The organism is Streptomyces sp. UC4497, from assembly GCF_054871485.1.
In genome coordinates this window covers 85,581-107,867 of sequence record NZ_JBTYHB010000023.1, presented here as the reverse complement: position 1 = coordinate 107,867, position 22,287 = coordinate 85,581, and the positions used below count along the sequence as shown (strand labels likewise).

Here is a 22,287-nt window from a genome sequence, read left to right as displayed (position 1 = left end):
GGCACCGGCCGGCTACTTCCAGGCGCCGGCCGCCGCCTCCCGCTCCGCGAACTCCCCGAACGTGCGCGGCCCGCGCCCGAGCACCCGTTCCACGTCACCGGTGACCGCGGCGTTCCGCCCGTCGAGCAGCGCCCCGAACAGCTCCACCAGGAACGCCACTTCCTCCTCCGGCACCCCGAACCCGGCCAGCGCCGCCCCGTACTCCCGCACCGGAACCGGGACATAGCGCTTCTCGGTCCCGGTGGCCGCCGCGACGGCCGCGAGCGCCTCGCCCCACGTCAGCAGCTCGGGCCCGGTGAGATCCAGGACCTCACCGGCGTACCGCCCCGACGGTTCGCGCAGCACGGCGACCGCGACCTCCGCGATGTCCGTCGCGTCGATGAACGGCTCGCGCAGCGCCTCCGGCGCCGCGAACGCCAGTTCCCCGCCGCGCACCTGGTCCGCGAGGTGGCCCTCGCTGAAGTTCTGCTGGAACCAGGCGCACCGCAGCACGGTCCACTGCGCCCCCGACGCCCGCAGCGCCTCCTCCGCCGGCAGCGCCTGGTCCTCGCCGCGCGCCGACAGCAGCACGAGCCGCGTCACCCCCAGCTCCACCGCCCGCCGCGCAAGGGCGCCCACCAGGCCGGCGGCGTCCGGCGCCCCGATGTCCGTGGGGAAGGCCAGATACGCCCCGTCGGCGCCGCGCAGCGCCTCGTCCCAGGTCCCGGGCTCCTCCCAGTCGAACCGCACCGCGCCCGACCGGGAGGCCGCCCGCACGCTCAGCCCGGCGGCGCGCGCCGCGTCGGCGACCCTGCGCCCCGTACGACCGGTCGCCCCGGTCACCAGCACCGTCCGTGTGTTCCGCTCCGTCTGTGTCATGCCTCCACTCAACCGCCGCGCGCCACCCACCGACATCGCCGAGCCGCTCACCGCCATACGCGTCCGTCTACGCTTCCCCCATGGACGTACTCGCAGGGCTCCTGGAAGGGCCGAGGGCGCGCGGGGCCTTCATGATGCGGGCCTGCTTCGAGCCGCCGTGGGCCGTGCGGATCGCCGACGAGGCACCGCTCTCCGTGATGATCATGGTGGAGGGCGAGGCGTGGATCCTGCCGGAGGGCGACGAGGACAAGCCCCGGCACATCCGCCCCGGCGACATCGCCATCGCCCGCGGCCCTGACCCGTACGTCTGCTGCGACGACCCGGCCACCGAGCCGCGCGCCGAGATCGGACCCGGGCAGGAGTGCCGCCCGCTGGGCCCCGCGCACGTCGGCCGCTACAAGGGGTTCGGCGTACGGGAGTGGGGCGAGTCCCCGGACGCCCCGGCCAAGATGCTCATCGGCACCTACCAGCTGCGCGGGGAGCTGACCGCGCGGCTGCTCGACGCGCTGCCCGCGCTGCTCGTGCTGCCCACCGAGGTGTGGCGCTGCCCGCTCACCCCGCTGGTCGCCGAGGAGATCGTGAAGGACGAGCCCGGCCAGGACGTCGTCCTCGACCGCCTCCTCGACCTCCTGCTGATCGCCTCGCTGCGCGCCTGGTTCTCCCGGCCCGAGGCCGACGCGCCCGCCTGGTACCGGGCGATGGGCGACCCGGTCGTGGGCCGCGCGCTGCGGCTCATCCAGGACGACCCCGCCCATCCCTGGACGGTCGTCGAACTCGCCGAGCGGTCCGGGGTCTCGCGTGCCGCGCTCGCCCGCCGCTTCACGGACCTGGTGGGCGAGCCCCCGATGACGTACCTGACCGGCTGGCGCCTCGCGCTCGCCGCGGACCTGCTGCGCGAGGGCGGGGCGACGGTCGCGGCGATCGCCCGGCGCGTCGGGTACGGCAGCGCGTTCGCCCTGTCCACCGCGTTCAAGCGGGAGTACGGGGTGAGCCCGCAGGAGTACCGGACATGAGCGGCGGCTACGCGGAGCGGGCCGCGCGGGTGCCGGGCGCGGTGGTGTGGACCCGGACCGTCGCGGACGACGAGAGCGCCGCGGCCCCGGTGCTGCCCGACGGCTGCATGGACCTGATCTGGAGCGAGGGCCGGCTCTTCGTCGCGGGACCCGACACCCGCGCCCACTCCACGGACCCCGGCGAAGGCCGCCGCTACGCGGGCATCCGCTTCGCACCCGGCACGGCGCCCGGCTATCTCGGCGTACCGGCACACGAACTGCGGGACACCCGCGCCGAGTTGGCGGACCTGTGGCAGGGGAGCGAGGCCCGGCGGCTGACCGAGCGGCTCGACGCGGCCGCCGACCCCGCGGCCGAACTGGAGGCCCTCGCGGCCCGCCTCGCCCACGTCGCGGGCCCGCCCGACCCGCTGCTCACCCACGTGGCGCGGGCGCTCGACGCGGGCCGCACCGTCACGGCCGTCGCCCACGAGACGGGCCTCGGCGCCCGCACCCTGCACCGCCGCTCGCTCGCCGCGTTCGGCTACGGACCCAAGACCCTGGCCCGCGTCCTGCGCCTGCAACGGGCCCTGGCGCTCGCCCGCGCCGGCGTCCCCTTCGCCGAGGCGGCGGCCCGCGCGGGCTATACGGACCAGGCCCATCTGGCGCGCGACGTAAGGGACTTGACGGGGACGACGCTCGGAAAGCTGTTGCTCAGGTGAGAGGCGCGAACAGGTCCACCTGGTTCCCGTCCGGGTCGAGGACGACGGCGTACCGCTGACCCCACGGCGCGTCCCACGGCTTGGCCTCACCGCGGTGCCCCGCCCCGGTCAGACCCTCGTACGCGGCGTCGACCCCCGCGGCGTCCCCGCAGTGGAACGCGAGCCCGACGCGGCCCCGGCCGCGCTCACCGGCCCCGGGGTCGGGGTCGAACATCAGCCGGATGCCGCCCGGCAACTCGGCCTCCACGTGCGGGAGTTCCTCCGCGCCCTCGGGGAACGTGAGGCCGAGGCGGCGGTAGAAGGCCAGCGAAGCGGCCAGGTCGGTGGTGGCGACGCCGATGGCGTCCATACGGATACGGATCTCGTTCATGCGGCCCACCGTAGGCAGCGGACCCCCGCCCGGTCTTGTACGAAACGGACACCTTCCGTCCCTCCTTGCGCGCGGGCCGAAACCGCCGTACACGAGGCATATGGCAGAAAACGAATTCCTCGTCACCACCGCGGTCCCCGCGAGTCCGGTCACCCTGGAAGCCGATTACGATCCGGCCGTGTCCCGATGGCTGTGGCTGGTGAAGTGGCTGCTCGCCCTGCCGCACTACCTCGTCCTCGTCCTCCTCTTCATCGGCTCCGCCCTCACCACGCTCGTCGCCCTGTTCGCGATCCTGTTCACGACCCGCTACCCACGCCTCCTCTTCGACTTCAACGTCGGTGTGATGCGCTGGACCTGGCGCGTCGGCTACTACACGTACGGAACCCTCGGCACCGACCGCTACCCGCCGTTCACGCTCGGGCCCGTCCCCGACTATCCGGCCCGCCTTGATGTCGTCTATCCCGAGCACCTGTCGCGCGGCCTGGTCCTGGTCAAGTGGTGGCTGCTCGTGCTGCCCCAACTGCTGATGGTGTCGCTGCTCGTCGGCGGCTCCAGCACGGCGGGCGGCGTCGCGGGACTGCTCACGTTCTTCGCCGCCGTCGCCCTGCTCTTCACCGGCGTCTACCCGCGCGGCATGTACGACTTCAACATCGGCCTGCACCGCTGGGCGGCGCGGGTGGCGGCGTACGCGGGCCTGATGACGGACACCTACCCGCCGTTCCGCCTCGACCAGGGTGATCGCGAGCCCCACTGACATCCGGGCATGCCCGCCACGGAGGCGTACGACGACCCGGCCTTCCGGGCGCATCTGGCGGGGGCGATCGGCTGGGCGGCGCGCCGGGCCTAGCGCGCCCCTCGTGGCTCAGCGGCCCAGCACGCCCGTGGCTCAGCGGTCGAGTGCCGCCGCGATCCCCGCCACGGCTCCCGGCCCGACCCGGCAGCAGCCCCCGATCAACCGAGCCCCGGCGTCCCGCCACGCGGTCACCTGTTCCGGGGCGGACGTGGCGCTGCCCGTCCAGGCGCGCGCCTCGGCGTCCCACTCCTCGCCGCTGTTGGGGTAGACGACGACCGGCTTGCCGGTAACGCGGGAGGCTAGGCGCACGGCGGGCTCGACGTCGCGCGGGGCGCAGCAGTTGACGCCGACCGCGACGACCTCCTCGCTGTCGGCGGCCACCGCGAACGCCTCCTCCAGCGGCTGCCCGGCGCGGGTGTGCGCGCCGTCGACGCTGTACGACAGCCAGGCCGGCACGCCGAGCCCGCGCACGGCCCGCACCAGGGCCCGCGCCTCGGCCGCGTCGGGCACGGTCTCCAGGGCGAACACGTCCGGCGCGGCCCCCGCGAGCACCTCGAGGCGGGGCCGATGGAAGGCGTACAGCTCCTCCTCGCTCAGCCCGTACCGCCCCCGGTACTCCGACCCGTCGGCGAGCATCGCCCCGTACGGCCCCGCGGACGCGGCCACCCACAGGGGTCGGTCGGTGTCGGTGGCGGTGGCCGCCGCACGCGCCAACTCCACGCTGGACACCATGAGTTCGGCGGCCTTCTCCCGACCGATGCCGCGCCGTGCGAACCCCTCGAAGGTGGCCTGATAGCTGGCCGTGATGGCGACATTCGCGCCCGCCTCGTAGTACGCGCGGTGCGCCGCGACGATCGCCTCCGGCTCCTCGGCGAGCAGCCGGGCCGACCACAGCTCGTCGCTCAGATCGTGCCCGGCGGCCTCCAGCTGATTGGACAGGCCGCCGTCGAGAACGAGCGCGCCTCCGGCGAGGGCGCGGGTGAAGGAGTTGCTGGTCATGACGTCGACGCTAACCGACGGACCGGGTCGGGCCCTAAGGGTCCAAAGGGTACGCAGGCCCTACGCCAGCAGATCGATCGCGTCGATCGCCGTCCCGGCGCTCAGGTACGAGGTCGTCCCGGAGCCGCTCACCACCTGGATCTTCAGCGAGTTGTACGCGCTGGTGTCCGTCCGCCAGGCGGAGGCGGGGACGGAGTACGTGAACGTGTGGTTGTTGCCGCGGTACGAGCCGTTCGTGAGGGAGCGGGTGGCCGGCTGGGTCGGCGGCGTCGGGATCGCGGACGTCCACGTGTCGTTGACGACGACCTGCGGACGGCCGTTGGCGTACGCCGCCGTCACGCCGATGCGGAGGGTGTGCGCGGCGGCGGCCTGCGCGGCGGTCAGCTTGAAGTAGACGACGACGCCGCTGTTGACGTCCTTCCAGAGGTAGCAGGGGAAGGCGGACGTCTCGGTGCCGCTGCCGATCACGACGTTGCCGGTCCAAGAGGCGGCGCGTACGTCGGACGGGTGCGCGTACGTCATCAGGTCGGCGTTCTTGAACCCGCTCGGCGTACCGTTCCAGTCGTTGATGCGCCAGATCGCGGTGGCGTTGGAGGGGTCGTTCGTGGCGGGGATCGCGATCGTGTTCACCGTCGTCGTCGCGCCCGCCGTGACCGTCACCGACCCTGTGTGGACGGCGAGTTCGCCCTTGAAGACGGTGAGCGTGTAGGTGCCCGGCAGCACCTTCGCGATCGAGAAGTAGCCGTCCGACGCGCGCGCCGAACCCCAGTACTGCGCCGTGGAGTTGGCGAGCCCGACGGTGTAGGCGTGGGACGTGTCCCGGCCGCTGATGCCGACGCCCGCCACCCGCCCGCGCCCGCTCGCGGCGACGTACCCGGACATGCCGAGCGGGTCCGCCCACGACGTGTCGATGTTCCCGCTGTGCAGCGACGACGAGGGCGCGCCGCCGTCCGTGAGCGCGATGACGTACGGGCCCTGGAGGCCGAACCGCTCGCCCTCCGTCTGGTTCTGGCCGTAGTACAGGATCTCGTAGAGCCCGCCGCCGTCCGCGCTCTGGTGCCGGAGCAGCGAGCGGTAGAACGGCCCGCCGGACGCCTTCTCGTGGTTCGAGCGGACCACCCACAACCCGACACCGCCCGCGCTCCAGCCGACGTGGTCGTAGTCGATGACGCGCAGCTTCGAGTAGTGCTTCGACCTGGTCTGACCGTCCGCCTTCGCGAACACGTCGGACGCCTCGATCGTCGTCGGCGCGTACGTGTAGGAGTCCGGCTGGTCGTTGAGGAAGAGGCCGGCCTTGACGCGCAGGATGAAACGGGTGGCGCTGACGGAGGTGTCCGCCTTGTTCGTCCACACGTAGACGTTGTTCTCACCGCTCCGGGCCGCGTAGTAGTGCTTGAGCGTGCCGTACGCCACGGAGATCAGGATCGTCGAACCGGACTGCTTGACGCCGACCGAGGACGCGCCGAGCCCCGACTCGATGTGCGAGTTCTTGCCGCCGTAGCCCTGGTACTCAACTCCCTTGTAGGCCAGGGACGTCAGGTCGCCGTTCGCCTTGCTGACCTTGAAGACGAGGTCGGCGCCGGTGTCGACGACGTAGTTCGAGCCGTCGTCGCGGTAGCCGAATGCGGCGGCCGACGCGGTGGGGGAGAGGGGGCCTGCGACGGCAGCGGTGGCGGCGGTCGCGGCGGCGGCCGTCAGCAGGGTGCGGCGTCCGATGGGGGTTTCGGGCATGGGGGTGCCCTCCTGGGTGAGGTGGGAGGTGCGGATGGTGCGGATGACTCGGCAGCGTGACAGTCGAACGGCGTTCGCGAAAGCCCTTTCGGCGAACGGGACTTGAAGAGGCCGGCCGGTTTCTCGCCGAAAACTTTGAATCGTTGCAGGGGGTCTAGAAAGCGCTTGCCCGCTGGGCTATGGTCCGTCCGCCGTACGCCCTGCCGAAGGAGTCCACCCGTGAGACGTGCCCGGAGCCGCTTCCGTAGACCTGCCCTCGTCGTCGCCTGCCTCGCGGCGGCCGTGTCCGCCGGCGGCCTCGCACCCGCCCACGCCGCCTCCGGGTCCTCCCCGGCTTCCGGCCTCGACCACTGCACGGGGACCGCGCCCGTGACCTGCCACTTCGACGTGGCTCCCGGACAGTACGACGTACGCGTCGCGCTGGGCGGCGCCGAAGCGGGCAGCACCTCGATCTCCGGCGAGGCCCGCCGGGCCCTGCTCGCCGAGACGCCGACGGCCGCAGGCCGGACGGTCCACCGCTCCTTCACGGTCGACGTCCGCACCCCGGAAGGCGAGCCCACGGGCCCCACCGGCACGGAAGGCCTCGACCTCACCTTCGCCGGACCGGCTCCCCGCCTTGCATCGATTCAGATCAAGAAAGCACGCACCACCACCCCACGCGTCTTCCTCCTCGGCGACTCGACGGTGTGCGACCAGGCGGTGGACCCGTACACGGGCTGGGGTCAGGAGCTGCCGCAGTACCTCAAGCGGGGTGTGGCCGTGTCCAACTACGCAGACTCCGGCGAGAGTTCGGTGACATACCTCCAGAACCCCGCCCTCTTCCCGGCCGTCGAGCCGCAGCTCCGCCGCGGCGACCTGGCCCTGATCCAGCTCGCCCACAACGACAAGACCACCGACGGGGCGACGTACCGGGCCAACCTCAAGACCCTCGTCGACCGTGTCAGGGCGCGGGGTGGACGGCCGGTCCTCGTGACGCCGATCGTGCGCCGCTGGTTCAACGCGGACGGCACCCTGAACAACGACACGGCCCTCCTCGTGAACGGCCTCGGCGTCAACCACCCGGCCGTCGTACGTGAGTTGGCGGAGGCGGAGAGCGTCCCCCTGATCGACCTGACGGCACTGACGAAGGCACGCGTGGAGGAACTGGGGCCGGAAGCCTCCAAGACGCTCTACCTCTACAACGAGAAGCGCGACAACACGCACACGTCGGTGCGCGGGGCCACGGAGTTCGCGCAGTTCGTCCGGGACGCGCTGCGTGAACAGGGGCTCCTGCGAGCGGAGTTCGTGCGTTGAGAGGTCAGCGGGCGGTCTGCTCGGCCGCCCGCGCCACCGCCGCGACGAGCCGCTGGTTCTCTGGTGCCGCGCCGCCCGGGAAGGCGAAACGGCGGCGGGTGTAGCCGTAGGCCAGGCCTGTGCGCGGGTCCGCGAACGCCTCGGAGCCCGCGGCCCCGGAGTGGCCGAACGCGGTGGCCCCCAGGGTCGGGTAGCGCACCCCCTCCGTCTCGAAGCCGAGCGTGAAGTGGTCCGGCTCGCCCGTCACCGCGTCGGTGCCCGTCCAGCGGCGCTCCGTGAACTCCGCGACCGTCTCGGGCTTCAGCAGTGCCGGCGCCCCGTCGACCCCGCTGAGCGCCGCCGCGTACAGCCGGGCGAGCCCGCGTGCGGTGCCCACGCCGCCACCGGATGCGGGCCCGAGGGCGCGCACCGTACGGGAGTTGGCGTAGTCGACGATGTCGAAGGACGGGTCGGCGGCCCGGTTGAACGCGATGGGGAGGAGGCTCTCGGCCGGGGGCTGGTTCGCGTCCAGGAGTGCCTGCTGCTCGGGCGTCGGTGCCATCGGCCGCACCGGCTGGAACCGTGCCTCCTCGGCCTCCGGGAGCCCCAGCCACAGGTCGAGCCCGTGCGGCGCCCGGATCCGCTCCTCGTAGACCTCCTGGAGCGTGCGGCCCGTCGCCCTGCGCACCACCTCACCCGTCAGGGCCCCGATGGTCAGCGCGTGATAGCCGTACGCCGTCCCCGGCTCCCAGAACGGCCGCTGTCCGGCGAGACGGGCGGCGACGACACGGTCGTCCGCCAGCTCCTCCAGGGTGAACCCGCCGTCGACACCGACCAGGCCCGAGCGGTGCGCGATCAGCTCGCGCAGCGTCAGCCGTTCTTTCCCGCCACCCGTGAACTCGGGCCAGTACGAAGCCACTTGGCGATCCAGGTCGAGCACACCCTCCTGCACGAGCAGTGCCACCACCAAGTGTGCGGCGCCCTTGCTGTTGGAGTAGACGGGCAGCAGCGTCGACCCGTCGATGCCGTCACCGGCCCACAGGTCGACGACGGGCCGCCCCTGGACGTACGCCGCCAGTTGCGCGCCCGGCTCGGCCGTCTCCTCGGCGACCGCCGCCGCGAACTCCTCGCGGACCTCCTCGAAGCCGTCCGCGACTCTGCCGTGCACCTCGATGCCGCTCATCCTGTCGTCCCCCTGCGCAAGTTGACCGCCTGTATGCGTACGGGGTGATCGAACCGGGGGCCCGCCGTGGGTATTCCCTAACGGCCGCCGCCCCTCGTTTTGGAGCGTGCGCTACATAACGTGTTAGCTTCCTGCGGTGAGGGCGCGGCGGGCCACCGTCGCTCTAGTTATGAAGCGTGCGCTCCAAAACCATCAGAGCGGGGGGAAGTGGACGGGCGCGCGCTCGGGAACGACAGGGAAAGGAAGAGAACCCATGCCACTCGCCGTCTACGTCCTGGGGCTCGGCATCTTCACGCAAGGCACATCGGAGTTCATGCTCTCCGGGCTGCTCCCGGGCATGGCCGCCGACCTGGGTGTTTCCATCCCCGACGCGGGGCTGCTCATCTCGGCGTTCGCGATCGGGATGGTCGTCGGCGCGCCGCTGCTCGCCGTGGCGACGCTGCGCCTGCCGCGCCGCGCCACGCTCGTCGGGCTCCAGGTGGTGTTCGTGGCGGCGCACGTCGTCGGCGCGCTCGCCCCCGGCTACGGGCTGCTGTTCGCGACGCGGGTGATCGGCGCCCTCGCGTACGCCGGGTTCTGGGCCGTCGCCGTGGCCACCGCCGTCGCGTTGGTGCCCGCGAGTGCCAAGAGCCGCGCGGTCGCCGTGGTCGCGGGCGGCCTCACCCTCGCCACGATCGTGGGCGTTCCCGCCGGAACTGTCCTGAGCCAGCACGCCAGTTGGCGCGCCGCGTTCTGGGCGGTGGCCGCGGCGACCGTGGTCAGCGCGGTCAGTACGCTCCTCGCGCTACCGGCCGACCGGGCCACGAAGGGTGGGACGGAGGCGCCCCGCTCGGTCCGGGCGGAGCTGCGTGGGATGGCCCGCCCCGCCCTCTGGCTCTCCTACGCCATCACCGCCTTCACCTTCGGCGCGGTCATCGTGACCTTCAGCTACCTCGCGTCCCTGCTCACCGACGTCACCGGGATTCGCGACGCGTGGGTGCCCGTGCTGCTCGCGCTCTTCGGCGCGGGCGGACTGCTCGGCCTCGTCATCGGCGGCCGCACCGCGCACGCCGCCCCGCTGGCCACGCTCGGCTGGGGGCTCGGGGCCCTCGCCGTGATCTCGGCGCTGCTCGCGGTGGCCGCACATGCGGCGGTCGTGGTCGTCGTCCTCGTCTTCGCGCTCGGCGTGGCCGGATATGTCACCAACCCTGCTCTCCAGTCCCGCGTGTTCACGCTCGCGCCCGCCGCGCCCACCCTCGTCGGCGCCACCAACACGGCCGCCTTCAACGTGGGCAACACCCTCGCCCCGCTCCTCGGCGGCCTCGCGATCGACGCGGGCCTCGGGTACGCGTCCGTGGCGTGGGTGGGGGCGGCGCTCGCGGCGGTGGGTCTGATGGGTGTGCTGTGGGCGGTCCGCCTGGAGCGTCGCGCCGGGAGTTTTGTACCGGTGCTCCAAAACTCGTAGTCTTGCGGTATGGCGAGGCCACGGCAGTTCGACGAGGAGCGGGTCATCGGCGCGGCGATGGACACGTTCTGGCGGCACGGGTACGAGGGGACGTCCACGCGCGACCTGTGCGACAGCACCGGGCTCGGCCCCTCCAGCCTCTACAACACCTTCGGCGGCAAGCGGCAGTTGTACCTGCGCGCCCTGGAGCGCTACCACGACACCGCCACCGCCGAGCAGATGGAGATCCTCGCCGGGTCCGGTTCGGCGGCCCGGCGGCTGCGCGCCCTGATGGTGCACGCCGTCGACACCGACCTCGCCGCCGCGGAGGCGGACCCGCACGGCTGCTTCGCGATCAACGCCGCGATCGAGGCGGCGGCGCACGACCCCGACGTCAAGCAGGTGGTGCGCCGCACCTTCGACCGGGTCGAGGGCGCCATCCGGGCGGTCGTCGCTGCGGGCCAGGGCGCGGGCGAGTTCCGTACGGACATCGACACGCGCACCCTGGCCCGCCAGGTGCAGAGCGCGTACTACGGCCTGCGCGTACTGAGTCGGGCCCAGGACCGCCGCACTCTCCTGGCGACGATCCGGGCCACGCTGACCACGCTGAGCGCGCCCCCGGAGGGGGCCGGGGCTACGGCCGCACCGTGAGCACGAGCTTGCCCGTCACCCGCCCCGTGTCGCCCTCGGCGTGCGCCTTGGCGGCCTCGGCCAGCGGGTACGTGTCCGACACGTGCACCGTGAGCCTGCCCGACTCGACGAGTTCGGTGACGGCCCGCATCCCCGCCTGATCGTGCTCGACGAGCATGTCCGTCGCCCGCACCCCCAACTCGGCGGCGCGCGCCGCGACGTCCTCGAACTGGCCCGGCAGCAGCGAGACGAGAATGCCGCCCGGCTTCAGCACGTCCAGGGAGCGCAGCCGGTCCTCGCCGCCCAGGGTGTCGAGCACGACGTCGATGTCACGGACCTCGGCCGCGACGTCCGTGGTGCGGTAGTCGACGACCTCGTCGGCGCCAAGGCCGCGTACGAACTCGTGCTTGGCGGCCGACGCCGTCCCGATGACGTACGCGCCGCGCGCCTTGGCGATCTGCACCGCCACATGTCCGACGCCGCCGGCCGCGGCCTGCACCAACACCCGCTGTCCTGAATCCACTTGGGCGATGTCGACCAGGGCCTGCCAGGCGGTGAGCCCGACGAGCGGCAGCGCGCCCGCCTCGACATGGCTCAGCCCCGCGGGCTTCGGCACGAAGGCGCGGGCGGGCCCGGCCACGTACTCGGCGTGCGAGCCGGCCCCGTACGGATACGGCAGCATGCCGAGCACCTCGTCGCCCGGCTTGAACAGGGCGACGCCGAGACCCACGGCCTCGACGACCCCGGACACGTCCCAGCCGAGCACGAACGGTGGCTCGCCGAGAAACAGTCCGGAGCTGCGGTGCTTGTAGTCCGTCGGATTGAGGCCCGCCGCGTGCACGGCGACCACGATCTGCCCGATCCCCGGCTTCGGTCGCGGAACCTCGACCTCCTGGAGCACCTCGGGTGCTCCGAGGGTGTCCTGGCTGATGGCCTTCATGGTGGTGGTGTTCTTGTCGCTCATGAATCCAGCCTGCGCCACCGAAGCGGAACGGGACAATGGCAAGATGGTCATCCAGCGATAGAATCGTGCCATGACCGGACTCGGCCCCGACTTCCCCCTCGCCCGGCACGACGGCCCACCGCACCGCGTGGTCGTGCTCGCCCTCGACGGGGTCTACCCCTTCGAGCTCGGCATCCCGAAGCGGGTCTTCGGCTCGGCGGGTGACGCCTACGAGGTCGTGACCTGCGCCGCGACACCGACCCGCACCGTACGCACGGACGCCGACTTCACGATCACCGTGGAACACGGCCCGGAGGCCCTTGAGACCGCGGACACCGTGATCGTCCCGCCGTACGACATGTCCCGCATCGCCGAGCCGCTGCCCGCCGCCGAACGGGCCGCGCTCGCCCGGATCCGGCCCGGCGCCCGCACCGTCTCCATCTGCACGGGCGCGTTCGCGCTGGCCGAGACCGGGATGCTCGACGGCCGGCGCGCCACCACGCACTGGGCGCTCGCGGACCGCTTCCGCCGGATGTTCCCGCACGTCGACCTGGACCCGGACGTGCTGTTCATCGAGGACGGCGACGTACTGACGTCCGCGGGCGCGGCCTCAGGACTCGACGTCTGCCTGCACCTGGTGCGCTCCGACCACGGCAGTGCCCTCGCCAACTTCGTGGCCAAATGCTGCGTCGTCCCGCCGTGGCGCGAGGGCGGCCAGGCCCAGTACATCGAGCAGCCCGTCCCCGACGAGGGCGAGACCGGCACCGCGCCCGCCCGCGCCTGGGCCCTGGAGCGGCTCGACCGGCCGCTCGCCCTGCGGGAACTGGCCGCGCACGCCCGGATGAGCCCGCGCACGTTCGCCCGCCGCTTCCAGGAGGAGACCGGCACGAGCCCCGGCCGCTGGCTGATCCTGCAACGCGTGCACCGCGCCCGCCATCTCCTGGAATCCACGGACCTCCCGGTGGACCGCATCGCGGCGGAGGTCGGCTTCGCCACCGGTACGTCCCTGCGCCAGCACCTGCACGCCACCATCGGGGTCACCCCGCAGGCGTACCGGCGCACGTTCCGGGCGGGTCCGGTGGTGAGCGCCAGGGGACTGTGACGTCTACCTACGGAAATATCGTGGACAGCCGTCACAGTCCCGGGCGATCACCGGATCACACCCCCTCCGGCCACTCCCACCGCTCCAGATCCCTCAGCCACACCCGCGCGTTGCTGTCCGACGGGGCGCGCCAGTCGCCGCGCGGCGAGAGCGAGCCGCCGGCCGAGACCTTCGGGCCGTTCGGCATCGCGGACCGCTTGAACTGCGCGAACTGGAAGAAGCGGCGGCAGAAGTACTCCAGCCAGTGCTTGATCTCCGCGAGGTCGTACGCACCGCGCTTGTCCTCCGGGAAGCCGGGCGGCCACTCGCCCGCCTCCACGTCCCGCCACGCGTGCCACGCCAGGAACGCGATCTTGGAGGGGCGGAAGCCGTACCGCAGCACGTAGTAGAGCGTGAAGTCGTGCAGCGCGTACGGGCCGATCTTCGACTCGGTGGACTGCAACTCCTCGCCGGGGACCAGCTCCGGGCTGATCTCCGTGTCGAGGATCGCGGTGAGGATCCGCCCGGCCTCGTCGCCGAACTGGTCGCTGCTCACGACCCAGCGGATGAGGTGCTGGATGAGCGTCTTGGGCACGCCGCCGTTGACGTTGTAGTGGCTCATCTGGTCGCCGACGCCGTACGTGCACCAGCCGAGCGCCAGCTCGGACAGGTCGCCGGTGCCGAGAACGATGCCGCCGCGCTGGTTGGCGAGGCGGAACAGGTAGTCGGTGCGCAGGCCCGCCTGGACGTTCTCGAAGGTGACGTCGTACGCCGGCTCGCCCTGCGAGAACGGGTGGTCCATCTCCTTGAGCATCAGGCGCGCCGTGTCGGTGATGTCCAGTTCGGCGGCCGTGACGCCGAGGGCCTTCATGAGCGCGTGCGCGTTGGACTTGGTGTGCTCGCCCGTCGCGAAGCCCGGCATCGTAAACGCCAGGATGTCGGTGCGTGGGCGGCCCGCCCGGTCCATCGCGCGGGCCGCGACGATCAGGGCGTGCGTGGAGTCGAGGCCGCCGGAGACGCCGATGACGATCTTGGGGCCGCCGATCGCGCCCATGCGCTGGACCAGGCCGGAGACCTGGATGTTGTACGCCTCGTAGCAGTCCTGGGCGAGGCGCTCGGCGTCCGCCGGGACGAACGGGTAGCGCTCGACGCGGCGCTTGAGGCCCAGGTCGGAGCTGGTCGGCGGGTCCAGGTGGAAGTCCACCCGGCGGAAGTCGCCGGTGCGCGCGGCGTGCGTGCGACGGTTGTCGTCGAACGTGCCCATGCGCTGGCGCTCCTGGCGCAGCAGGTCGAGGTCGATGTCGGCGACCGCGTGCTGGTCACCGAGCGGGAAGCGGTCCGTCTCGGCGAGCAGCACCCCGTTCTCGTAGATCATGGTCTGGCCGTCCCACGAGAGGTCCGTGGTGGACTCTCCCGCTCCGGCCGCCGCGTACACGTAGGCGGCGAGGCAGCGGGCCGACGCGGAGCGGCACAGCAGCTTGCGGTCCTCGGCGCGGCCGACCGTGATGGGGCTGCCGGAGAGGTTGAGCAGGACGGTCGCGCCGGCGAGGGCGGCCTCCGCGCTGGGCGGGACCGGGACCCACATGTCCTCGCAGATCTCCGCGTGCAGGACCAGGCCGGGGACGTCCTCGGCCGCGAAGAGGAGGTCGGTGCCGAAGGGGACCTCGGTGCCCCCGATCCGGATCGTGCCGCCGCGCTCGTCGTCGCCCGCCGCGATCTGGCGCTTCTCGTAGAACTCCCGGTAGGTGGGGAGGTACGACTTGGGGGCCACGCCGAGGATCCGGCCGCGGTGCACGACGACCGCGCAGTTGTAGATGCGGTTGCGGTGACGCAGGGGAGCGCCGACCACGAGGACGGGCAGGAGGTCCGCGGAGCCGGTGACGATGTCGGCGAGCGCCTCCTCCACCTCGTCGAGCACCGGGTCCTGGAGCACCAGGTCCTCGATAGAGTAGCCGCACAGGCCCATCTCGGGGAAGAGGGCGACGGCGACTCCGTCCTCCGCGCAGCGGCGGCCCTGTCGAAGGACGGCCTCCGCGTTGGTGCGCGGGTCGGCGATGGCGGCGTGGCCGGTGCACGCGGCGACCCGCGCGAAACCGTGACTGTAGATCGACCGGAAGTTCACCCGTCCATGATGTCAACCGGGCCGGGGCCGTGCGCGGCGGGGCCCGGACGGCGGGGCCCGGGGGCGGCGGGCGTCCGAGTTCGGGAGCGCGGGCGTCCGGGTTCGGAAGCGTGGACGCCCGGGTTCGGGATTTCGGACGCCTCGTGAACTGTTCTGTCGGGAGTCGGCCGGGAAGCGACGGTTCCCTGAGCGCGGCGTGACCGTAGTGGTTCGGCAGGGTCCTCGTGCGGGGAGACTTCCCCGCGATTCGCCTACGCAGTAGGGGAATTGTGGAAGCGTCTTCGTGGCGCGGCCGGAGGGCACGCGAACAGGGGGAAGCGTGGAGATCAGGTTCTCGGTACCGCAGGGCGTGGGGGACACAGGGGACGCGGGGGGAGAGAGCGTCAAGGAACTCGCGTCGCTCCGGGACTGGCTGGAGGACGACGACGAGCTGCGCTCCGCGGGAGCGCGCGTCGAGAGCGCGTACGCGGACCGGCCCGGCGCGATGGGCGACGTGCTCGAATGGGTCGGCGTCGCCTGCGGTGCGGCGTCCCTGGCGATCGACGTGACGCACAGCGTGCGCGGCTGGTGGCGCAGCCGCGGCCACGACGGGGAGATCACGTTCGTCGTGCGGGGCGAGGACGTCGACCGGGTCCGCGGGCTGCTGCACGACGCCGGCCTGAGAGACGGCGACGGCGACGCTAGCGGCGACAGCGACCGTGACGGCGGAGCCTCCCGATGACGCAGGCCGAGGGCCCCGCGAGAAACGGGTCGCGCCGCACGGACCCGGGCAGCGCAGACCCGCAGCACATCGGCACGCAACGCGGGGATCCGCAGCGCGGCGGTGCGCGGCGCATCGACCCGGAGAAGTCGGCCTGCCTGCTGATCGGGGTCAACGACTACCGGCACGACACGATGGAGCGCCTCGACAGCGTCGAGCACAACCTGCGGCGGCTGCGGGACGTGCTGACCGACCCCGACATCGGCGGCTTCCCCGACGAGCGCGTCCAGGTCCTGCCCAATCCCGTCGCGGCCCGCGAGGTGACCGCGGCGATCGAGGTCGCGGGCAGGCTCGCCGCCGACGACACGCTCATCGTCTACTACGCGGGCCACGGCGTGCGCGAGGGCGAGGACAACCGGCTGTTCCTGACGCTGCCCGGCACGGAGCGGGGCCAGCCGGAGACGTGCGTCGACACCATGTACGTACGCAAGGCCATCAACCGGTCGCCCGCTCCCCGGACCGTGCTCATCCTGGACTGCTGCTACAGCGCCCAGTGGGCCAGGGACAGCCGGATGTCCGGGGGAGAGAGCGGCGCCGACCTCGCGGCGCGCTCCGTGCGCGACCTCAAGGGCCTCTACCTGATGGCCTCTTCGCCGCACAACCGCGCCTCGCACGCCCCCGACCCGGACCGCTGCTCGGTCTTCACCGGCGCCCTCGTCGACGTGCTCGAACAGGGCGACCCGGACCCCGGAGCGGGCGAGACGGTCGCGCTGAAGGACATCTACCAGCGGGTGCGGGCGCGCGTCGAGGAGTGGGTGGCCGAGCAGGACCGCAGCGACGCGGCGGCCCCGCTGTGCACGGACGAGAACGGGCTGGGGGAGTACGCCTTCGTCCGCAACGCCGCCCGCCGCCCCGTCCAGGCCCCGCCCCCGGCGCCGGTACCGCCGCCGAAGCGGGGCCGCCTCGCCATCGGCATCGCGATCGGCCTGGTGCTCGGTCTCACCGCAGGATTCGGCATCCCCTACGTCCAGGACCGGTTGGACGAACCGCCCCCGAAGCCGCACAAAGAGGCGCGCGGCCCCTGCTCCGCGCGTGCGGCCCTGCTCGACCACTCCGACGCGCTCGACAAGACGGAGGTCGACAACGAACCGGTGGCGGGCCTGTCCGGACTCGCGTACGCGCCCGACGAGTCGGGGCTGGCGTACGCGGTGGCCGACAACGACGCCGTGCGGATCTTCCCGATCAGGTTCGGCTCGCCCGACGCACTGGCACCGCAGGCCCAGCGGGCGCGCACCCTGCGCGCGGCCGGGGGCGGACCGCTGAGCGGCTGGTTCGACGCCGAGGCCGTCGCCGTGGAGAAGGACGGCGGCACGGCGCTCGTGGCGGGCGAGACCGAACCCACCATCCGCCGCTTCGACCTGCGCACGGGCCGCCAGAAGGGGGAACCGCTGCCGATCCCCGACGCCTTCGAGATCTACCCGAAGGGCGCCGCGACGGCGGGCCGCACCATCGAGGCCATGGCCCTGTCGCCGAGCGACAAGTACCTGTTCGTTGCGGTCGAGGCCCCGCTCGCCGGGGACGGCGACGAACGCGGCCGCAACCTCATGCGCATCCAGCGCTACGAGCGGCGCGCCGACGGCACCTTCGACCCCGACGCCCAGTTCGCCTACCGAGGCGACGAGGGCCTCGGCCTCGCCGACCTCGTGGCGGTCTCCGACACGCGGCTGCTCGCCCTGGAACGGCAGTACGTGGCCGGGCTCGGGAACTCGGTGCACGTCAAGGACCTCTCGCTGGCCGAGGCCCAGAATGTGACCGACAAGAAGCAGCTCTACAGGGCGCCCGCCGACGTCTTCATCGCGGGCCGCGCCCTCTTCGACCTGGCCCGCTGCCCCGAAGGAAGCCCCGGCGAGGTGAACGACGACGGAAACCCCCAGTCGAACAAGCTCCTGGACAACGTGGAGGGCATGACTCTCGGCGAATCCATCAAGAGCGGACGGTACAAGGGCCGCAGACACCTGCTCCTCGTCTCGGACGACAACCGCAACAAGGCGCAGACGACGCGGCTGTACTCCTTCGCGGTGAGACTCTGACTCTGATGCGGTGAGACTCTGATCCTTCGCGGTGAGACTCTGAGCAGAGCGCGGGAAGGTGGCGGCAACCTTCCCGCCCCCGGTGGCGACTCCCGTGCACGACGACCGCTACGCCCCTGCCCCCAGGCGGTCGTCAGGTCGGCCGGGGCCGCGATGGGACCGCCGCCCCGGCCGACACGGGCGTGAGAGGGGCTACGTCAACGTGCTGAAGACGAAGCCGAATTCAGCCGGCCTGGGCGTCAGCCGGTACTGCGGGAGCACGCCCGGTCCGCACGACTGCGTGCCGATGCCCTGCTGCGCGTGGTCGAGGTGCACCCACAGTGTGTCGCCGGGCGTCAGGTCCGTGCGGTGCGTGGCCGCGTCGAGCTGCTGCGTCGTCCAGCGGCGGGCCGTGAGGGCGTAGGCGGGCTCGCCCTCGATGCGCAGGCCGCCGAGCTCGGCCCAACGGACGTCGATCCGCGCCCCGTTCTCCTGCGGCCGCACGTACGGGGTGTGCAGGGCGCCCACGTCCGACCCCCAGAGCCCGAGCCGTGCCGCCTCGCGCGTGTCCGGGTACGCCTCGCCGGGCCCGCCGCCGAACCAGCGCACGCCCAAGTCCCCGACGGGGAGCCCGAGTCGGACGCCGAGCCGGGGCAGCGGAAGCCGCCAGTCGCCCTCCGGGGTGACGGACACGGTCAGCCGCAGCCGCCGCTCGTCGGCCGTCCACCGGTAGCTCGCGCGCAGCCCGATGTCACGGCTGGCCGGGCCGACCCGCGTGTGCACCGTGAGTGCGTCCCCGCCCAACTCCACGCCGTCCACGCGGTGCTGCATGCGGTGCAGGCCGAACTGTCGCCACAGCAGGCCGAGCCGCTCGTCGTTCTGCCAGCTCGCGCCGTCGTCGTTGTCCGTGGGCGCGCGCCACACGTCGAGGAGGGGAGCGGAGGCGAGTGTCACGTCGCCGATGGTGCGAAGGTCTCCGGTGCGGGCGTCGAAGGTGGCCGGGCCGAGTGTGAGTACGTCCCCGGTGGTATTCGGCCGTTCACCAACTGCCTTGCTAGGGGCTGGTGTTGGTGCCGTCGCGGTGCTCTGTCCCCACGCCACTTCCTCCCCGTTGGCGTCCGTGGCCCGGATCGTCCAGTACCCCTCACTCGACGCGGGCGCCGACAGCTTCAGATCCGTGGACTCGCCGGGGGTGAGCGGGGGCACGGTGAGCGTGCCGCGTTCCACGGCCTCGCCCTCAACTTCGTACGTCCAGTCGAAGGTGAGGTGCGACAGGTCGCGGAAGTCGTAGCGGTTGGTGACGCGCACCGCTCCGGCGTCCCCGTCGACGGTGATCCGTACGGGCTCGATCACCTTCTTGAACTCGATGAGCCCCGGCGACGGCGTCCGGTCCGGGAACAGCAGCCCGTCGCAGACGAAGTTGCCGTCGTGCAGCTCCTCGCCGAAGTCGCCGCCGTACGCGTACCCGTGGCGCTCGTCGGCGACCCCGTGGTCGATCCACTCCCAGACGAACGCGCCCTGAAGCCGGTCGTACTTCTCGAACAGCCGCTGGTAGTCCGCGAGTCCACCGGGACCGTTGCCCATGGCGTGCGCGTACTCGCACTGGATGAAGGGGAGGGAGCGCCGCCGCTCCGGGCCGCCGTCGATACCCTGGCCGATCCGCTCGACCTCGGCGTGATCGGCGTACATGCGCGAATAGACGTCGGTGTCACGGCAGTTGATGTCGCCCTCGTAGTGCACGAGGCGCTCGGGGTCGCGCGCGCGGATCCACTCGGCCATGGCGGTGAGCCCGCGCCCGGTGCCCGCCTCGTTGCCGAGGGACCACAGAACGATGGACGGATGGTTCTTGTCGCGCTCGACCATGCGGGCCGCACGGTCGAGCAGTGCGGGGGTCCAGCGCTCGTCGTCGACCGGGTTGTCGCGCCAGCCCTGCTCGCAGAAGCCGTGGGTCTCCAGGTCGCACTCGTCGATGACCCACAGCCCGTACTCGTCGCAGAGGGAGAGGAAGGCCGGGTGCGGCGGGTAATGGGAGGTGCGGACGGCGTTGATGTTGTGGGACTTCATCAACTCGACGTCGCGGCGCATGGTTTCGAGGTCCAGGGCGCGGCCGTGCTCCGGGTGCCACTCGTGCCGGTTGACGCCCTTGAAGAGGATCGGCGTGCCGTTGACCTTGATCAGGCCGCCCGACAGCTCCACCGTACGGAAGCCGATCCGCAGCGGCACCCGCTCACCGGCCGTCGCGAGCTCGCCGTCGTACAGGCGCGGCGTCTCGGCCGTCCACGGCTCGACGGCAACGGTCGCCGACTCCCCGGTGGCCACGTCAACTCCCAGCTCGGGCACGGTGATCCGCCCCTCCACGTCACTGTCGACGCGGAGCGTGCCGAGGCCGGTGGTGTGCTCGTACGAGGCGTGCGTGAAGAAGTCCCGGACACCGTCGACGGGGCGGTGCAGGAGTGTCACGTCGCGGAAGATGCCGGGCAGCCACCACTGGTCCTGGTCCTCCAGGTAGGAGCCCGCGGACCACTGGTGCACGCGGACCGCGAGCACGTTGCCGGTGGGGGCGAGGAGGTGGCCGACCTCGAACTCGTGCGGCAGCCGGCTCCCCTTGAACTCGCCGAGCTCCGTGCCGTTCAGCCACACCTTCGCGCAGGACTCGACCCCGTCGAAGCGGACCACGGCCGAGCCGTCACCGGGCCAGTCGCCGGGCAGATCGAAGACGCGCAGGTGATCCCCGGTCGGGTTCTCGTCGGGGACGCGCGGCGGATCGACCGGGAACGGGTAGAGGACGTTCGTGTAGGCCGGCGCCCCGAACGCCCCGTCCCCCTGCATCACCCAGTGCCCGGGCACGGAGACGCCGCTCCAACTGCCGGCGTCGTACCCCGGGGAGGCGAAGGAGTCGTCGTGCGTGTCGGCCCGCGCCGCCAGCCGGAAGCTCCAAGTCCCTTTGAGCGAAAGTGTGTTAGCGGACGATTCGGCGTACCAGGTGCGAGGCGGGAGAGCGCCGTGGCCGGGGGAGGGGTCGGTTACGTAGGCGATCGAGGTGGACGTGGACGTGGGCATGGAGCTCCTTACGTCGAGATCAAAATCGGCAATCAATCAAGCCGTACGTGGGTGAGGAACGGGCGCGGTGCCGCTCAACACGCCCTCCAACGCGAACGTCGCCGCGCCAAGGCTCACCGGATCCGTAGGAACAGGCGAGAGAACGATCTCCGCCGCGGCGAACGGCCCCGCCAGCGAATGCCGCTCCACCACCCCCCGAACCTCGCTCACCAGGGGACCGCCCAACGCGCTGGCGACCCAACTACTGAGCACGACGACCTCGGGGTTGAGCAGATTGACGAGATCGGCGACCGCCGCCCCGAGATACCGCGCGGTCTCCCGCACCACATCGAGCGCCTGCGCCGACCCCTCCGCCGCGGCCCGTCCGATCGCCTCGATCGTGGCGGTCTGGTCGTCGGCGTGCAGCAGCGGCGAACCCGGGTGCAGCTCCCGCAGGTTGCGCATGATCCCCGGCGCCCCCGCGTACGCCTCCACACACCCACGGTCACCGCAGTGGCACGGCCGACCGTCGAGCACGAGCGTGGTGTGCCCCCACTCGCCGGCACTGTTGGTGACACCCCGGTGCAGCGCCCCGCCGAGCGCGAGCCCCGCACCGACACCCGTGCCGAGATTGACGACGACCGCGTCGTCCCGCCCGCGCGCCGCCCCGAACCACAACTCGGCGACGGTGGACGCACGCAGCGGATTGTCCAAGTACAGCGGTAAGTCGAGGTGTTGGGCGAGGAGTTCCCGCAGCGGCACCGCCTCGCGCCACCCCCAGTTCGGGGCGTACACGCTGATGCCGCCCTGCCGGTCGACGAGTCCCGGCATGCAGACGCCCGCGCCGAGCACGGGCCCGCCGGTGTTGGCGTCGAGCACCGCACGGACCGCGTCCGCGATCACGGCGACCACGTGCCCGGGTTCGTGCGCACCGGGCCGCAGTTGGCGGTCGGCGCGGGCGACGACCCGCAGGTTCAGGTCGAACAGCTCGGCGTGCACATACGTCTCCGCGACGTCCACGCCGACGAGCGAACCGTGGCCCGCGTCGACGGAGACGAGGCCGCGCGGCCGCCCGCCCGCCGAGTCCACGAAGCCGCCCGTGACCAGGATCCCCAGGTCGAGCAGCTCCCCGACGAGCGTGGCGACGGTCGCCGAGCTGAGGCCCGTCTCTGCGGCCAACTCCTGCCGGGAGACGGCGGGCCGGTCGAGGCAGCGGCGCAGCACCTCGTACCGGTTCGCCGTCCGTATGTCGCGGGACGTGCGCTTCATACCGTCAGGCTAGGAGCGCCCGACGGACTTCGACAAGGGGTTGGAGAAAGGGCTTTCAGAAGTCTCCCGGAAGCTGCTCCTCAAACACTCGCCA

18 protein-coding genes are annotated in these 22,287 nt (G+C 72.2%); 9 read left to right on the top strand and 9 right to left on the bottom strand.

What is annotated here, in order from left to right:
• Window positions 1-12: 12 nt before the first annotated feature.
• Window positions 13-858 (bottom strand): NmrA family NAD(P)-binding protein, encoded by an 846-nt coding sequence (locus ACYSUO_RS27905; RefSeq protein ID WP_461778995.1) that lies wholly within the window; start codon window positions 856-858, stop codon window positions 13-15.
• 80 nt (window positions 859-938) lie between these two features.
• On the opposite strand from ACYSUO_RS27905, the gene ACYSUO_RS27900 reads away from it, so the two are divergent.
• Window positions 939-1,871: an AraC family transcriptional regulator gene (locus tag ACYSUO_RS27900; protein WP_461778994.1), complete on the top strand. Its 933-nt coding sequence runs from the start codon at window positions 939-941 to the stop codon at window positions 1,869-1,871.
• Window positions 1,868-2,569 carry a helix-turn-helix domain-containing protein gene (locus ACYSUO_RS27895; protein WP_461778993.1) on the top strand — a complete coding sequence of 234 codons (702 nt, stop codon included), beginning with the start codon at window positions 1,868-1,870 and terminating at the stop codon, window positions 2,567-2,569. Before ACYSUO_RS27900 ends, ACYSUO_RS27895 begins: the two co-directional genes overlap by 4 nt.
• Here the strand turns inward: ACYSUO_RS27895 and ACYSUO_RS27890 are convergent.
• Window positions 2,562-2,939, bottom strand: coding sequence for a VOC family protein (locus tag ACYSUO_RS27890; RefSeq protein ID WP_461778992.1), 378 nt, complete (start codon window positions 2,937-2,939; stop codon window positions 2,562-2,564). The two genes, ACYSUO_RS27895 and ACYSUO_RS27890, sit on opposite strands and share 8 nt — an antisense overlap.
• A gap of 100 nt (window positions 2,940-3,039) precedes the next feature.
• On the opposite strand from ACYSUO_RS27890, the gene ACYSUO_RS27885 reads away from it, so the two are divergent.
• Window positions 3,040-3,693: a DUF4389 domain-containing protein gene (locus ACYSUO_RS27885; protein ID WP_461778991.1), complete on the top strand. Its 654-nt coding sequence runs from the start codon at window positions 3,040-3,042 to the stop codon at window positions 3,691-3,693.
• Between the two features lie 132 nt (window positions 3,694-3,825).
• On the opposite strand, the gene mmuM is transcribed toward ACYSUO_RS27885, so the two are convergent.
• Complete coding sequence (gene mmuM / locus ACYSUO_RS27880) at window positions 3,826-4,731, bottom strand: homocysteine S-methyltransferase (RefSeq protein ID WP_461778990.1); 906 nt, start codon at window positions 4,729-4,731, stop codon at window positions 3,826-3,828.
• Between the two features lie 60 nt (window positions 4,732-4,791).
• Window positions 4,792-6,462 carry a rhamnogalacturonan lyase B N-terminal domain-containing protein gene (locus tag ACYSUO_RS27875; protein ID WP_461778989.1) on the bottom strand — a complete coding sequence of 557 codons (1,671 nt, stop codon included), beginning with the start codon at window positions 6,460-6,462 and terminating at the stop codon, window positions 4,792-4,794.
• Between the two features lie 282 nt (window positions 6,463-6,744).
• Here ACYSUO_RS27875 and ACYSUO_RS27870 point away from each other — a divergent pair, with 282 nt between their 5' ends.
• A complete protein-coding gene (locus ACYSUO_RS27870) occupies window positions 6,745-7,755 on the top strand; it encodes a rhamnogalacturonan acetylesterase (protein ID WP_461778988.1) in 1,011 nt (336 codons plus the stop codon).
• Window positions 7,756-7,759: 4 nt separating this feature from the next.
• Here ACYSUO_RS27870 and ACYSUO_RS27865 read toward each other — a convergent pair whose 3' ends face one another.
• Window positions 7,760-8,917: a serine hydrolase domain-containing protein gene (locus ACYSUO_RS27865; RefSeq protein WP_461778987.1), complete on the bottom strand. Its 1,158-nt coding sequence runs from the start codon at window positions 8,915-8,917 to the stop codon at window positions 7,760-7,762.
• A 253-nt stretch (window positions 8,918-9,170) separates the two neighbouring features.
• Between ACYSUO_RS27865 and ACYSUO_RS27860 the strand changes: the two genes are divergently transcribed.
• Together ACYSUO_RS27860 and ACYSUO_RS27855 are read left to right on the top strand one after the other, a co-directional pair.
• On the top strand, window positions 9,171-10,361 hold the full coding sequence (locus ACYSUO_RS27860) for a Cmx/CmrA family chloramphenicol efflux MFS transporter (protein ID WP_461778986.1): 1,191 nt from the start codon (window positions 9,171-9,173) through the stop codon (window positions 10,359-10,361).
• 9 nt (window positions 10,362-10,370) lie between these two features.
• A complete protein-coding gene (locus ACYSUO_RS27855) occupies window positions 10,371-10,991 on the top strand; it encodes a TetR/AcrR family transcriptional regulator (protein ID WP_461778985.1) in 621 nt (206 codons plus the stop codon).
• Here ACYSUO_RS27855 and ACYSUO_RS27850 read toward each other — a convergent pair.
• Window positions 10,975-11,934: an NADP-dependent oxidoreductase gene (locus ACYSUO_RS27850; RefSeq protein WP_461778984.1), complete on the bottom strand. Its 960-nt coding sequence runs from the start codon at window positions 11,932-11,934 to the stop codon at window positions 10,975-10,977. The two genes, ACYSUO_RS27855 and ACYSUO_RS27850, sit on opposite strands and share 17 nt — an antisense overlap.
• Before the next feature lie 70 nt (window positions 11,935-12,004).
• Here ACYSUO_RS27850 and ACYSUO_RS27845 point away from each other — a divergent pair, with 70 nt between their 5' ends.
• A complete protein-coding gene (locus tag ACYSUO_RS27845) occupies window positions 12,005-13,015 on the top strand; it encodes a GlxA family transcriptional regulator (protein ID WP_461778983.1) in 1,011 nt (336 codons plus the stop codon).
• Window positions 13,016-13,070: 55 nt separating this feature from the next.
• Here the strand turns inward: ACYSUO_RS27845 and ACYSUO_RS27840 are convergent, their stop codons facing one another.
• The gene (locus ACYSUO_RS27840) at window positions 13,071-15,116 is read right to left on the bottom strand and encodes an NAD(+) synthase (RefSeq protein WP_461778982.1); all 2,046 of its coding nucleotides are present in this window, start codon (window positions 15,114-15,116) and stop codon (window positions 13,071-13,073) included.
• A gap of 319 nt (window positions 15,117-15,435) precedes the next feature.
• Here ACYSUO_RS27840 and ACYSUO_RS27835 point away from each other — a divergent pair, with 319 nt between their 5' ends.
• Window positions 15,436-15,837 (top strand): effector-associated constant component EACC1, encoded by a 402-nt coding sequence (locus ACYSUO_RS27835; RefSeq protein ID WP_461778981.1) that lies wholly within the window; start codon window positions 15,436-15,438, stop codon window positions 15,835-15,837.
• A complete protein-coding gene (locus ACYSUO_RS27830) occupies window positions 15,834-17,906 on the top strand; it encodes a caspase, EACC1-associated type (RefSeq protein ID WP_461778980.1) in 2,073 nt (690 codons plus the stop codon). The genes ACYSUO_RS27835 and ACYSUO_RS27830 overlap by 4 nt, the downstream gene beginning before the upstream one ends.
• Window positions 17,907-18,098: 192 nt before the next feature.
• Here ACYSUO_RS27830 and ACYSUO_RS27825 read toward each other — a convergent pair whose 3' ends face one another.
• The gene (locus tag ACYSUO_RS27825) at window positions 18,099-20,945 is read right to left on the bottom strand and encodes a glycoside hydrolase family 2 TIM barrel-domain containing protein (protein WP_461778979.1); all 2,847 of its coding nucleotides are present in this window, start codon (window positions 20,943-20,945) and stop codon (window positions 18,099-18,101) included.
• A 36-nt stretch (window positions 20,946-20,981) separates the two neighbouring features.
• Window positions 20,982-22,193 (bottom strand): ROK family protein, encoded by a 1,212-nt coding sequence (locus ACYSUO_RS27820; protein WP_461778978.1) that lies wholly within the window; start codon window positions 22,191-22,193, stop codon window positions 20,982-20,984.
• Window positions 22,194-22,287 lie beyond the last annotated feature (94 nt).